15 protein-coding genes are annotated in these 12,597 nt (G+C 70.5%); 8 read left to right on the forward strand and 7 right to left on the reverse strand.

The window, feature by feature from the left end:
* Window positions 1–51: 51 nt before the first annotated feature.
* A complete protein-coding gene (locus ACFQ7F_RS41920) occupies window positions 52–330 on the reverse strand; it encodes a metal-sensitive transcriptional regulator (protein WP_383283444.1) in 279 nt (92 codons plus the stop codon).
* 81 nt (window positions 331–411) lie between these two features.
* On the opposite strand from ACFQ7F_RS41920, the gene ACFQ7F_RS41925 reads away from it, so the two are divergent.
* Window positions 412–993 (forward strand): rhodanese-like domain-containing protein, encoded by a 582-nt coding sequence (locus ACFQ7F_RS41925; protein WP_383283447.1) that lies wholly within the window; start codon window positions 412–414, stop codon window positions 991–993.
* Between the two features lie 18 nt (window positions 994–1,011).
* Here the strand turns inward: ACFQ7F_RS41925 and ACFQ7F_RS41930 are convergent, their stop codons facing one another.
* From ACFQ7F_RS41930 to ACFQ7F_RS41945, 4 genes are read right to left on the reverse strand one after another with little or no spacing between them, the layout of a single operon-like run.
* Window positions 1,012–1,596, reverse strand: a complete 585-nt coding sequence (locus tag ACFQ7F_RS41930; protein WP_383283452.1) for an alkaline shock response membrane anchor protein AmaP — start codon at window positions 1,594–1,596, stop codon at window positions 1,012–1,014.
* The gene (locus tag ACFQ7F_RS41935) at window positions 1,580–2,581 is read right to left on the reverse strand and encodes a DUF6286 domain-containing Asp23/Gls24 family envelope stress response protein (protein ID WP_383283456.1); all 1,002 of its coding nucleotides are present in this window, start codon (window positions 2,579–2,581) and stop codon (window positions 1,580–1,582) included. Before ACFQ7F_RS41935 ends, ACFQ7F_RS41930 begins: the two co-directional genes overlap by 17 nt.
* Entirely contained in the window at window positions 2,578–2,763 is a 186-nt protein-coding gene (locus ACFQ7F_RS41940) for a hypothetical protein (protein ID WP_383283460.1), read from the reverse strand. Before ACFQ7F_RS41940 ends, ACFQ7F_RS41935 begins: the two co-directional genes overlap by 4 nt.
* A 54-nt stretch (window positions 2,764–2,817) precedes the next feature.
* On the reverse strand, window positions 2,818–3,339 hold the full coding sequence (locus tag ACFQ7F_RS41945) for an Asp23/Gls24 family envelope stress response protein (protein ID WP_383283465.1): 522 nt from the start codon (window positions 3,337–3,339) through the stop codon (window positions 2,818–2,820).
* Between the two features lie 195 nt (window positions 3,340–3,534).
* Here ACFQ7F_RS41945 and ACFQ7F_RS41950 point away from each other — a divergent pair, with 195 nt between their 5' ends.
* From ACFQ7F_RS41950 to ACFQ7F_RS41965, 4 genes are all read left to right on the forward strand, one after another.
* Window positions 3,535–4,122 carry an RNA polymerase sigma factor gene (locus ACFQ7F_RS41950; protein ID WP_383283469.1) on the forward strand — a complete coding sequence of 196 codons (588 nt, stop codon included), beginning with the start codon at window positions 3,535–3,537 and terminating at the stop codon, window positions 4,120–4,122.
* On the forward strand, window positions 4,113–4,853 hold the full coding sequence (locus ACFQ7F_RS41955) for a hypothetical protein (RefSeq protein WP_383283472.1): 741 nt from the start codon (window positions 4,113–4,115) through the stop codon (window positions 4,851–4,853). Before ACFQ7F_RS41950 ends, ACFQ7F_RS41955 begins: the two co-directional genes overlap by 10 nt.
* Window positions 4,850–5,197: an Asp23/Gls24 family envelope stress response protein gene (locus ACFQ7F_RS41960; RefSeq protein WP_383283475.1), complete on the forward strand. Its 348-nt coding sequence runs from the start codon at window positions 4,850–4,852 to the stop codon at window positions 5,195–5,197. The genes ACFQ7F_RS41955 and ACFQ7F_RS41960 overlap by 4 nt, the downstream gene beginning before the upstream one ends.
* 80 nt (window positions 5,198–5,277) lie before the next feature.
* Window positions 5,278–5,781: an SRPBCC family protein gene (locus tag ACFQ7F_RS41965; protein ID WP_383283478.1), complete on the forward strand. Its 504-nt coding sequence runs from the start codon at window positions 5,278–5,280 to the stop codon at window positions 5,779–5,781.
* Here ACFQ7F_RS41965 and ACFQ7F_RS41970 read toward each other — a convergent pair.
* Both ACFQ7F_RS41970 and ACFQ7F_RS41975 read right to left on the reverse strand, forming a co-directional pair.
* A complete protein-coding gene (locus ACFQ7F_RS41970; protein WP_383283481.1) occupies window positions 5,753–7,318 on the reverse strand; it encodes a purine-cytosine permease family protein in 1,566 nt (521 codons plus the stop codon). The genes ACFQ7F_RS41965 and ACFQ7F_RS41970 overlap by 29 nt on opposite strands.
* Before the next feature lie 158 nt (window positions 7,319–7,476).
* On the reverse strand, window positions 7,477–8,949 hold the full coding sequence (locus ACFQ7F_RS41975) for a UDP-N-acetylmuramoyl-L-alanyl-D-glutamate--2,6-diaminopimelate ligase (RefSeq protein WP_383283484.1): 1,473 nt from the start codon (window positions 8,947–8,949) through the stop codon (window positions 7,477–7,479).
* Window positions 8,950–9,358: 409 nt separating this feature from the next.
* Between ACFQ7F_RS41975 and ACFQ7F_RS41980 the strand changes: the two genes are divergently transcribed.
* The 3 genes from ACFQ7F_RS41980 (at window position 9,359) to ACFQ7F_RS41990 (ending at window position 12,504) form a co-directional block, all read left to right on the forward strand.
* Window positions 9,359–10,144 carry an aminoglycoside adenylyltransferase family protein gene (locus ACFQ7F_RS41980; RefSeq protein WP_383283487.1) on the forward strand — a complete coding sequence of 262 codons (786 nt, stop codon included), beginning with the start codon at window positions 9,359–9,361 and terminating at the stop codon, window positions 10,142–10,144.
* A gap of 214 nt (window positions 10,145–10,358) precedes the next feature.
* Window positions 10,359–11,096 (forward strand): chitinase, encoded by a 738-nt coding sequence (locus ACFQ7F_RS41985; RefSeq protein ID WP_383283490.1) that lies wholly within the window; start codon window positions 10,359–10,361, stop codon window positions 11,094–11,096.
* 181 nt (window positions 11,097–11,277) lie between these two features.
* A complete protein-coding gene (locus ACFQ7F_RS41990; RefSeq protein WP_383283493.1) occupies window positions 11,278–12,504 on the forward strand; it encodes a cytochrome P450 in 1,227 nt (408 codons plus the stop codon).
* Window positions 12,505–12,597 lie beyond the last annotated feature (93 nt).

Consider the following 12,597-nt stretch of genomic DNA (forward strand, 5'->3'; position numbering starts at 1 on the left):
GTCCAGGGGGCCGCGGAGGCTTTCGGCGATGTGGTGGGCGGGTTCAGCCGGTCAGGCCAAGGAGAGGAACAGCTTCTCCAGGCGGGCCCGCATCAGGTCCCGGTCACCGGCCATCTGCTCACCCTCGGCCATGCAGTGCTGGAGCCCCGTCGCGATGATCGCGAACCCGGCCCTGTCAAGGGCGCGGGAGACCGCTGCCAACTGCGTGATGACGTCCTCGCAGTCTCTGCCGTCCTCGATCATCTTGATGATGCCGGCGATCTGGCCCTGCGCCCGGCGCAGGCGGTTGAGCACCGATTTCAGCTCGTCGGCCGCCATCTCCCACTGCACGCTGCCACCTCCGTGAATACCCCGGGGGGTATTGTAGCCTGCGGGAGTGAGAGCCTTGGTTCAACGAAAGGACAGCTCCACATGACTCCCCCCACCGATCTGGCCCCCACCGATCTGTCTCCCGCCCAGGCAGCCGACCGTCTGGACCGCTACACCGTCATCGACGTCCGCACCCCGGGCGAGTACGCCTCCGGCCACCTTCCCGGAGCCCACAACATTCCCCTCGACCACCTGCGCACAGTGCTGCCCGAGCTCAAGGCCGCCGCCGCCCGAGGCGAGCTCCTGATGGTCTGCGCCTCCGGAAACCGCTCCGCCACAGCGGGCGCCGAGCTGGCCGCCGCCGACATCCCGGCCGCCACCCTGGCCGGCGGCACCACCGCCTGGGCCGCGCAGGGCCACCCTCTGCAGCCCTCCGAAGGCGCACCGACGGCCTGGGCGATGGAACGCCAGGTCCGCCTCGCCGCCGGCTCCCTCGTCGTCATCGGCCTCGCCGCCGGAACCCGCTTCCGGCCCGCGCGCTGGCTGGCCGCCGGTATCGGCGCGGGCCTCGTATTCTCCGCCGTCACCGACACCTGCGGCATGGCCGCCGTACTGGCCAGGCTTCCCCACAACCGGCCTCGCGCCACGGACCTGCGCACCACGCTGGACGCCCTGCAGGCCTGAGGGCGCACAGCGGCACGCTCAGTGGATGCGGCGCGCCCGGTGCGGCCGGGTCGTCAGGCGCACGTCCGCTTCCAGTGCGCGGGGCGCCGCCGCCGCTCGCGCCTCGGCGACGGTGTTCCGGGCGAGCTCGCTCAGCACCGCTTCCGGGGAGGCGTCGGGGTCCAGGGTCAGCGTGATGCGGGCCCGCAGCCGCCGGGGGTGTCCGAGGAGGCGTACGTGGGCGCGGGCCACGCCGTCGACGGCCCGGGCGCGTTCTGCCATCGCCGAGGCCAGCGCCGTGGCGGAGAGGGTGACGCCCGGGTGCCCGAGCGGGAGTTCACGCAGCCGGCCGGTGCGGATCTGGGCGACCGTCCAGCAGAGGAACAGGACGGCACCGACGGCAAGCGCGGCGATCACGACGGGCGGCCACCAGCCGTGATCGCGCCAGCGGCCGAGCATCTCCTGGTCGAGCCAGACCCGGTCGGCGCCGATACGGGGCAAGGCCGACGGCAGCCGATCGCGGACGGGAGCGGCCGCGGAAGCAAGCACGGCTCCCGCGACCAGGAGAACTGCCGCCGCGCAGAACAGAGTCGAGCGGTTCGTGCTGCTACGGAGTCGGCTCATCGGGGATGCTCCTTTCCGCCGCGGCGGGCTCGTTCTCAACACCAGGTCCAGGTCCAGGCTCAGGCGCCGGGGCGCGCCAGGTGGGTGCCGTTCGCAGCCGCACGCGCAGCCGCAGCGGCCTGGCAAGGCCCAGCACGGCGGTCGCCGCCCCGACAGCCTCGGTCACCGCGCGCCGCGCACCGTCCGGTTCACCGAACTCAAGACCGGCACGCACCCGCGCCGTACGGCGGCCGACCTTGACCAGGACCCGGCCGATACCGGGCACGTCGGTCACGGCGTCCCGAAGGAACACCGCGACCGCCCGCCGTTCAAGGACCGCGCGCACGCCCGGCACCGGCGGCTTCATCGGGAGACGGCCGCGTCGGCCAGGCGTGACGGCGAGGACGAGCAGCCACACGCCGAGCGCGAACACGGCGATCGCCGCGAGGAGGCCCGAGGCCGTGGCGCTGTCCGGACCATGCGTGGCGAGCCACTCCATCGTCTGGACCCGCCACCGCGCTGGAGCGCGCCCGGCCGCGTGCACGGACACCACGTCGTACAGCAGCACTCCGCAGGCCACGGCGGCGGCGAGGGCAAGGACCGCCACCGGCAGGCGGCGCCCGGACCACGGACGGTGCGCGCGAACCCCGGCCGCCCCCGCGGCCCCGGTGGCGGCCACCGGTGGTGCGAGCTGCCCGGTGGACCGCTCCCGGCGGGACAGACCCCGGACGCGGATCCGCGCCGACGGCACGGTCAGACCGGTGAGCCGGGCGGTGCGCCCGGCGACGTGCGCCCGTACGCGCTCGCCCGCCTCGTCGAGCACAGCGGGATAGGGCAGGGTCACGGTGACGCCGACCTGGGCCCGGCGGCCGCGTACGGCCGCCGACCCCCGGCTCACCTCGACCGCGCCGGGTGCCAGGGCCTCCGTCGCGGCGCGTTCCGCGATGCGGCGCACCGCGCGGTCCGCGATGGTCGTCGTGCCGCGCTCCGCCGGGGGCGTGGTCATCGCCGCTCCCTGTCACGCCCGCCGAGGAAGGCACGGATCTCCGTGCCGTCGTCGACGAGACGTCCGAGGACGAAACCGACCGCGCCGAGCGCCGCGACCAGAAGGAACGCGCCGAAGCCGCCGAACCACCCGGCGAATCCCAGGGCCATGCCCGCCATCAGACCGACCAGAGCTGTGTTCACCACTCACCTCACACCACAGACAGAAGGGGGACGTCCTACGACGGTGACGGTGCGCTACTCGACGCGCGTCTCGCCGCCGGCGTCCGCGGTGTCGTCCTCGGGCAGGTGGACGTCGTTGACGGCGACGTTCACCTCGACGACCTCGAGGCCGGTGATGCGCTCCACCGCCGAGATGACGTTCTCGCGCACGTCATGGGAGACGTCCGTGATGGGCACGCCGTACTCGACGACGATGTCGAGGTCGATGGCCGTCTGCCGCTCGCCGACCTCGACCTTCACCCCGCGACCGACGTTCGGGCGTCCGCCCGGAACACGGTCGCGCACGGCGCCGATGGTGCGGGACAGACCGCCTCCCATGTCGAACACGCCGGGAATCTCGCGGGCCGCCATTCCGGCGATCTTCACGACCACGACATCGGCGATGGTCGTCTTGCCCCGCGTCGCCGCCGGCTCGCCCGCGCCCGTGGCGCCCGTGACGGTGGTGGCTCCAAGGGCGCTCTTGCGTGCCCCGCCGGTGAGGTCCTTCTCGGTGCTGCCGGATACGGCTGCGTTCGAAGTGAGGTCCTGCGTCGCCATGGTGGCATCTCCTTGTCGTCCGGTCGTTCGGTCGTTGTCGGGGTTTCGCTCTTCTCCCGATCCGACCCGGGTGCCGTAGGGCCGTTACGCGCCTCGCGAGAATTTCTTCCTCCGGCATGTAGCGTTCCCGGGCCGCGTAACGCGGAGGGCTTTTCATGTGTCGTACGAGCACGACTGAAGTGAGAGGAGCCGCGTGTGCCGGGCGACCGGGGCGGAACACCCGAGGAAGCGGAAGCGTCATCGAGACGTGAGGACGGGCTGCTCGCGGTGCGGGCCGCGGAGGGCGACGAGGAGGCCTTCGAAGCTCTCGTGCACCGCCACGCGCCCATAGCGCTGCGTCTTGCCACCCGCCTGCTCGGGAGCCGTCCGGAGGCGGAGGACGCCGTGCAGGAGTCCTTCGTCAGCGCCTGGCGCAAGCTGCCGGAGTTTCGCGGGGACGCGCAGTTCAGTACGTGGATCTACCGCATCGTCACCAACCGCTGCCTGAACGTGCTGCGTTCGCGGCGGCCTGTCGTGCCGCTGGACGGTCTGCCCGAACCGCCCGCGCCGGAGCACGAGTTCTCGCCCGCGCGGGCGGCCGAGGCGCACGCCGCCGTGGAGGACCTGGCACGGGCGATGGAGGGGCTCTCGCCGGAACAGCGGGTGTGCTGGGTGCTGCGTGAGCTGGACGGGGCGCCGTACGAGTCCATCGCCGAGACGGTCGGTATCAGTCCGGAGGCGGTCCGCGGCCGGGTCTTCAGAGCGCGGCGCTATCTGACGGAGGCGATGGCCGCATGGCGATGAACGGGGAATCCGTACCGGACGGCGAAGGACCGGACGGCGAAGGACCGGACAACGAGGCACCGGAAAACGAGGCACCGGACAACGAGGTGCCGGAAAACGAGCGGGAGGCGGGCTTCGGAGTGCTGCCGGTGGACGAACTGCTGCCCTGCGGACGCGAGTTGTCGCACGTATGGGAACGGTGGGAAGCGGGCGTGCCCGATCCCCATGCCGAGAGCTGCCCGCACTGCACCCAGGCCGTGAACGCCTTGCGTCACCTTGAGGGGATCGTCACGGAGGCACGCGACACGGCGCCCCGGGAGCCGGACACCTCAGCGCTCACCGGCCGGGTCATGGACGTGGTCCGTCTGGAACTGCGGCCGGGCCGCACGCTGCCGCTCGGCGACGAGGACGAGGACGCGTGGATCGTGGAGGCGGCTGCCGCCAGAACGGTCCGGGCGGCGGCCGAATCGCTGCCCGGCGTGCGCGCGGGAAGCTGCCGTATCGATCCGCTGGAGGACGACCCGGCGTCCCCGGTGCCCGCGGGGCGCCTGGCGCGAGGACCGGTCAGGATCCGCGTCGATGTACAGGTCGCGCTCACGTGGAACCTGCCGGAGGTCGCGGACCGGGTGCGAAGCCAGGTCCTTGCGGCGGCGGACGGCGACCTCGGCATGCGGATCGCGGTCGTGGACGTGACGATCACCGATGTCATCGACGACGCGGGCGACGACAGCATGGAAGGGTGGCGGAAGTGAACGAATCGGACGTTTCCCGCGTGCTGGCGGATGCCGTCATAGAGGCGGTCCTCGACACCCCGGGGGTGGCCTTCCTGCGGCCGGGGCTCGTGGATCTCCTGCGCTCTTCGGCGTTGTTGAGACGGGGGCTCCCCAGCACCCCGGCGGGCTCCGCCGGAGTGCAGGTGCGGCGGCGGAAGGACACCCAGGACTGGGGCGTGGAGGTGTTCGTCGTCCTGCACCGAGGACGGCGGGCCCTGGACGTGACACGCGAGGTGCGCTCGGCCGCCGCGCAGGCCGTCGAGCGGGTGACCGGGGAGCAGGCCGCCCCGGGCCTCGCCGTCACGGTCACCGGACTCGTCTGAGGCACCGCAGGGGAAGGGTGGGGGGGGCTGACATTCATGCTACTGATGAGTAAGGTCGCGGGTCGAGGATCGGAGTTGTCATGACCCGCACGTTCGCAGTGTCCCGAAGCATCCTGGTAGAGGCGTCACCGCAGTCGGTGTACGAGCAGGTCAGCCAGCCCGCTCTGATGGGGCGCTGGAGTCCCGAGAACCTCGGGGCGACCGTCCCCGGAGGCGAAAAGCCCGCCGATGTCGGCCTGGTCTTCGAGGGGCACAACAAGCGCGGCCCGTTCCGCTGGACCACGCGCTGCACGGTGACCGAGGCCGAACCGGGGCGGCGCTTCGCCTTCCGCGTGCACGCGATCGGGCTGAAGCGCCCCCGGCTGCGGGCCCCGATCGCCACCTGGGAGTACCGGTTCGAGGACAGCGACGGTGCGACCAAGGTGACCGAGACCTGGAGGGACGACAGGCGCTCCTGGCCCACCTTCGTGGCCAACGCCTTCGACCGCATCGCCACGGGCGGAAAGACCTTCGCGGTCTTCCAGGTCGGCAACATCGACAGGACGCTGAAGAACCTCAAGCGGGAGTTCGAGACGGCGCGTTGACCGTTCCGTCGTTCGGCGGTCCCGTGATCGGAGCGATCGGCTTGTCGGCCGCCCGCACCCAGCGTGGCCCGTCGGGTCCGTACACCGCGCGCGGCTCCGGGAAGGCCGCGAGCAGGGAGAGGTAGACGATCGCCGCGACGGCCGCTCCCAGCGGGAGGCTGATGTCGGTGCCGTTCACGAGGTCGCCGAGCGGCCCCACGAACTGGCCGGGAATGTTGGTGAAGAGCACCCCGGTCACCGCGCCGGTCCACCAGGCCGCCATGCCGCGCCAGTTCCAGCCGCGCGCGAACCAGTAGCGCCCGCCGTGCTGCCGGCGCGTGAAGACCTGCAGCGCCTCGGGGTCGTACCAGCCGCGCCGGGTGACGTAGCCGAGCATCATGACGATCATCCACGGCACCGTGCAGGTGATGATCATCGTGGCGAAGGTGGAGATCGCCTGGACCAGGTTGAAGCCGAAGCGGCCCACGAAGATGAACGTGATGGACAGGACGCCGATCAGGACGGTGGCCTGGACGCGGCCGAGCCGCGGGAAGACCGAGGAGAAGTCGAGGCCGGTGCCGTACAGCGCGGTGGTCCCGGTCGACATGCCGCCGATCAGCGCGATCAGGCAGACCGGCAGGAAGTACCAGCCGGGCGCGATCGCGAGCAGACCGCCGACGAAGTTGGGGGCGGCCGGGTCCATGTACTTGGGCGCCTGCTCGGCGATGATCGCCGCGGTCGCCAGGCCGAAGCCGAACGGAAGCACCGTGGCGATCTGTGAGAGGAAAGCCGCACCCATCACCTTGCGGCGGGGCGTCTTTGCCGGGATGTAGCGCGCCCAGTCGCCCAGGAAGGCGCCGAAGGAGACCGGGTTGGACAGGACGATCAGCGCGGCGCCGATGAAGGACGGCCAGAACAGGTCCTGGGTGGCCTGGTCGGCGCCCGCAGTGAAGATCCCGGCGTACGAGGGATCGAAGTCCCCCGCGAAGGCGACGAGGCCGAGGACGAACAGCAGGGTCGCCGCCACCACCGCGATCTTGTTGACGAGCAGCATGAAGCGGAATCCGTAGACGCACACGGCGAGGACGAGGGCGGCGAACACGGCGTACGCGCAGCCGTAGGCCACATCGCTCTCCGGCACGCCGAGGAGCCGGTGCGCCCCGCCGATGAGCGCGTCGCCCGAGCTCCACACCGACAGGGAGAAGAACGCCACGGCGGTGAGCAGGGAGAGGAAGGAGCCGACGATCCTGCCGTGCACGCCCAGATGCGCCGACGACGAGACGGCGTTGTTCGTGCCGTTGCGCGGCCCGAACACCGCCATCGGGGCAAGGAGCAGGGAGCCGATGAGCAGTCCGAGCAGCATCGCCGCGAGCCCCTGCCAGAAGGAGAGGCCGAAGAGGATCGGGAACGCGCCGAGCACGCAGGTGGCGAACGTGTTGGCGCCGCCGAACGCGAGCCGGAACAGGTCGAGCGGCCCGGCCGTGCGGTCCGCGTCCGGGATGCGTTCGACTCCGTGCGTCTCGACCTCGGTGACGGACGGCGATGACTCCTTGGGCACAGGCAGCTCCCTGGGTTACGGCACCACGACGTGCGCGGTGGCGTGGCATGAAGAAACGCAGGGACCGTAAACGCCATCCGCCTCACCGCGCCAGTGCCGATTCGCACCGCGCGCCCCGATGCGATGGATGAATCGCACATTCGCTGCGGTGAACGTCCCTACAGAGCGTCGAGTTCGCGGACCACCGTCATGTCGTCGAAGGGGATGAACTGATCGCCGACGATCTGGTGCGGCTCGCTTCCTTTGCCCGCGACGAGCACGATGTCGCCCCGCCGTGCGGCGGACAACGCGCGTGAGATCGCGGCACGGCGGTCGGCCACCCGATGGAAGGGCGTACCGGTGGACGTCAGACCGGGAACGATCTGGTCCAGGATGCTCTCGGGGTCTTCGTAGCGCGGGTTGTCCGAGGTGAGGACGCACAGATCGGAGTGGCGGCCCGCGATCTCGCCCATCAGGGCGCGCTTGGTGACGTCCCGGTCGCCGCCGCAGCCGAAGACGGTGATCAGCGACCCGGTCACGAAGCCGCGGATCGTGGCGAGGACCTTCTCGAGGGAGTCCGGCGAGTGCGCGTAGTCGACGACCACACAGACACCCTGCGCCGTGGTGAAGCGCTCGAGCCGGCCCGGAGTGGGCGGCATCCGGTCCAGGGCCTCGACGAGGGCGGGCAGTTCATGTCCGAGCCGATGGCAGGCCGCGAGGGTGGCCAGCGCGTTGGACACCGAGAAGCGGCCCGGTATCGGGATCGCGGCAGGGTACTTGCGGCCGTCGTGGTGGAGCGTGAAGCGGGTGCCCGAGGCGTCCACGACCAGGTCGCTCGCCCGGTAGTCGGCCGGTGTGTCCAGGCCGTACGTGGTCACCGCGCCCGGCATCAGGGCCTGGATCTCGGCGCTGACGGGGTCGTCGGCGTTGACCACCGCGTGGTCGCACAGCCCTCCGAAGAGGCGCAGCTTGGCGTTCTTGTAGTGCTCCATGGTCCCGTGGTCGTCCAGGTGGTCCTGGGTGAGATTGGTGAAGACACCGACGGCGACGGGTACGTGGTCCAGGCGCTGCTCAAGGAGACCCATGGACGTGGCTTCGAGCACCACGCTGCTCGTGCCCCGGTCGCGCATGTGGCCGAGAAGGTAGTGCAGATCCGGTGACTCGGGGGTGCTCAGCACCGACCGTGGCATCGGTATCCGCTCCGTGCCGATCCGGCTTCCCGAGGTGCCGATCACCCCCACCTTCGCGCCCTCGGCGAGCCTGAGCACCGACTCGACCATGTACGAGACGGACGTCTTGCCGTTCGTGCCCGTGATCGCCACGACGTCCATCGCGCGGCCGGGGTCGCCGTAGTACCGGGAGGCGACGAGCGAGGCGGCAGCCCGTGCGTCGGTCACCCGCACCACACACACCTGCCCGTCTGGCGTCGCGGCCGACAACGCGTCGTCCTCGGCCAGGACCGCCACCGCCCCGCGGTCCAGTGCCCGGACGATGCCTCCCGGCCCGCCCTCCTCGTGGCCCGGTACGGCGACGTACAGCGAGCCGGACGTCACTTGCCCGGGATCGAAAGTCATTCCGGCGGTGACCGGTACTCCCGGGTCACCGTGCAGAACGTGGTGGTCGTGCCCGTCGAGCAGTGCGCTGAGCTTCACAAACAGTCCCCTCGAAGGCGGCTTGCGGCACACCGCGCACGCCCGGCCTGAAGGGCAAGGGCGACGACGAGCCGGAATCCGCGGTGATACGCGTAAGGCGAGCGGGGCCCCACAGGGGGATATCTGCGTGCGGGCCGAAGGGCCAAGACGGCCGAGGACGCTACCTGTGCGCCGCACGACTGGTCGCAGAGGACCGGATCCGGGTCGTGGAGGGCTGAACACAGGTGGTCGGGCGGAGCAGGAACCTGCCCGACACCGCTTCAGTGTACGTCCGCGAAGGATCACGGCAGACGTGTCGGAAACTCGCTGGTCCCGCGGTGGCTCCCATTCCTACGCTCATGACCGGTTCGTCCCCGCTGCCGCACCGCCTTGCCGCATGAGGGATGTATGAGGGACGTATGAGGGACGTATGAGGGAAGGGGCCCCAGTGACTCAGACCGACGACACCGTTCACCTGGTGTGCGAGACGCTCGGCGCGGACGTCGTCGGCATCTATCTGTACGGCTCCGCCTCGCTCGGTGGTTTGCGGCCGCACAGTGACATCGACGTGTTCGCCGTCGTGGAACGGCCTGTGACGGCCGAGTGGCGGAGGCGACTCGTCGAGGGGCTGCTCGGCCTCTCCGCCTGGCCGCCCCGGGGAGACGGGGTGCGCCCCGTCGAGCTGACGATCGTCGTCCGGCGCGAGGTCGTGCCCTGGACCTACCCGCCGCGCTGTGAGTTCCAGTACGGGGAGTGGCTGCGGGAGGAGTACGAGCGCGGGCGCCTGCCGTCGCCGGTGCTCAGCCCCGATCTCGCGCCCTTGATCACCATGGTGCTGCTCGCGGACACGCCGCTGGCCGGGCCGCCGCCGGGTGACGTGCTGGCTCCCGTACCCCCCGAGGACCTCACGCGCGCGATCGTCGCCGGGGTGCCGGATCTCCTTGCGGAGCTCGCGTCGGACACGCGCAACGTCGTCCTGACGCTGGCCCGGATCTGGATGACTCTGGCGACCGGGGCCATGACGTCCAAGGACGCCGCGGCCGACTGGGCTCTCGCCCGGCTCCCGGCGGTCCACCGGCCCGTGCTCGCCCACGCGCGGGCCGTGTACGTCGCGGGGGAGGGGGAGTGCTGGGGGGATCTCCGGCCTCTGGTGGGTCCGTACGCCGCATACGTCGCCGGCGCGATCGAGGTTCTGGGCGGGGAGAGCACGGCCTGAGGGAACCGGCGGTGCCTCTCAACTGCCGTTATGTGACGACCTCTTGACGTGAATGCGTCACTCGGTATGGTCTAGTCCAACGGCGGGAGGCGTTCCGGAAAGCCGCAGATCCGGTGTGCCGGTGTGCCCCCTTGCCCCACATCCCCCACGCATATCCCCCCACCACCCGGCGGTCGGTCGCGCACGCCCCGGCCCGCCCAAGGAGTGATCCCCCATGCGTCCTCGTGTACTTGCCGCGCTGACCGCGACCGCCTCCGTCGCCGCGCTCACCCTCCTGACCCTCGCGCCCAACGCCTCCGCGGAGAAGGCGGAGCCGGGGAAGCGGGCCGCGGCGGAATTCCCCGTCAGCGAGTCCCAGTTCAACCAGATGTTCCCGAACCGGAACTCCTTCTACAGCTACAGCGGGTTGAAGGAGGCGCTCAGCGCCTACCCCGACTTCACCGGGACCGGCAGCGACACCGTGCGCAAGCAGGAGGCCGCCGCCTTCCTGGCGAACGTCAGTCACGAGACGGGCGGCCTGGTCCACGTCGTCGAGCAGAACACCGCGAACTACCCGCACTACTGCGACAGTTCTCAGCCGTACGGCTGCCCGGCGGGCAACGACAAGTACTACGGACGCGGCCCGATCCAGCTCAGCTGGAACTTCAACTACAAGGCGGCGGGCGACGCCCTGAAGATCGACCTTCTGAACAATCCCGACCTTGTCCAGAACGATGCGGCCGTGGCGTGGAAGACCGGCCTCTGGTACTGGAACACGCAGAACGGTCCGGGAACGATGACGCCGCACAACGCGATGGTCAACGGCGCGGGGTTCGGCGAGACGATCCGCAGCATCAACGGGAGTCTGGAATGCGACGGGAAGAACCCTGAGCAGGTACAGAGCCGGATCAACAACTACACCCAGTTCACCGGGATCCTCGGCGTCGCCACCGGCGACAAGCTCAGCTGCTGAGGCCGCCCGGGTGACCGGATGGCTGCTCCCCCTCGCCCCGTCGGCTTCGATCCGACGGGGCGAGGGGTGATTTTCAGCCAACATTAGTGTAGCGCTCAACGATCGGCCGGGAGGGGCTGGTTGGCTCAGGAGGTGATCAATAGCCTGGTGAGCGTTGTTTGTTTTCCGACCTAGGAGCTCAATGTCCACCGCGCAGCAGGTCCCCGACATCCTCTCGCCCGAGTTCGCCAAGGACCCGTATCCGGCCTATCAGGTGATGCGGGAGAACGCGCCGCTCTTCTGGCACGAGGCGACACAGAGCTGGATCGTCTCGCGGTACGAGGACGTCGAGCGCGTGTTCAAGGACAAGAGCTCGCAGTTCACCACCGACAACTACGACTGGCAGATCGAGCCCGTCCACGGCAAGACGATCCTCCAGCTCAGCGGCCGGGAGCACTCCGTGCGCCGCGCGCTCGTCGCACCGGCGTTCCGCGGCAGCGACCTCCAGCAGAAATTCCTGCCCGTCATCGAGCGCAACTCCCGCGAACTCATCGACACCTTCCGGCACACCGGCAGCGTGGACCTGGTCGGGGGCTACGCCACCCGATTCCCCGTCAACGTGATCGCCGACATGCTCGGCCTCGACAAGTCCGACCACGCGCGCTTCCACGGCTGGTACACCACCGTCATCGCCTTCCTCGGCAACCTGGCGGGCGACGCCGAGGTCGCGGCGGCCGGCGAACGCACCCGGGTGGAGTTCGCCGACTACATGATCCCGATCATCCGGCAGCGCCGCGACAACCTCGGGGACGACCTGCTCTCCACGCTGTGCGCGGCCGAGGTGGACGGCGTACGGATGAGTGACGAGGACATCAAGGCCTTCTGCAGCCTGCTCCTCGCAGCGGGTGGCGAGACCACCGACAAGGCGATCGCCAGCATTTTCGCCAACCTCCTGACGCACCCCGAGCAGCTCGAAGCCGTCCGGCAGGACCGCACCCTGATAGCCCGCGCCTTCGCCGAGACCCTGCGCCACACACCGCCGGTCCACATGATCATGCGGCAGTCGGCGACCGAGGTGGAGGTCAGCGGTGGCACCATCCCCGCCGGTGCCACGGTCACCTGCCTGATCGGCTCGGCCAACCGCGACGAGAAGCGCTACCGCGAGCCGGACCGCTTCGACATCTTCCGGGACGACCTGACCACGACGACCGCGTTCTCCGCCGCCGCCGACCATCTCTCCTTCGCCCTCGGCCGGCACTTCTGCGTGGGCGCCCTGCTTGCCAAGGCCGAGGTGGAGATCGGCGTCGACCAACTCCTCGACGCGATGCCCGACGTACGGCTCGCCGACGGCTTCGACCCCGTCGAGCAAGGAGTGTTCACCCGCGGACCGCAGTCGCTGCCGGTGCAGTTCACCCCCGTCACCGCCTGACCCCGCCGGGGGGGGGGCCGGCCGCGGGGCCGCCGGGCCGGGGGGGGCGGGCCCAGGACAGACGGGCCACGGGAAGGAGATAAAAAAACAAGC

This window comes from Streptomyces sp. NPDC056486, assembly GCF_042795295.1.
In the GTDB taxonomy this organism is placed as follows: domain Bacteria; phylum Actinomycetota; class Actinomycetes; order Streptomycetales; family Streptomycetaceae; genus Streptomyces.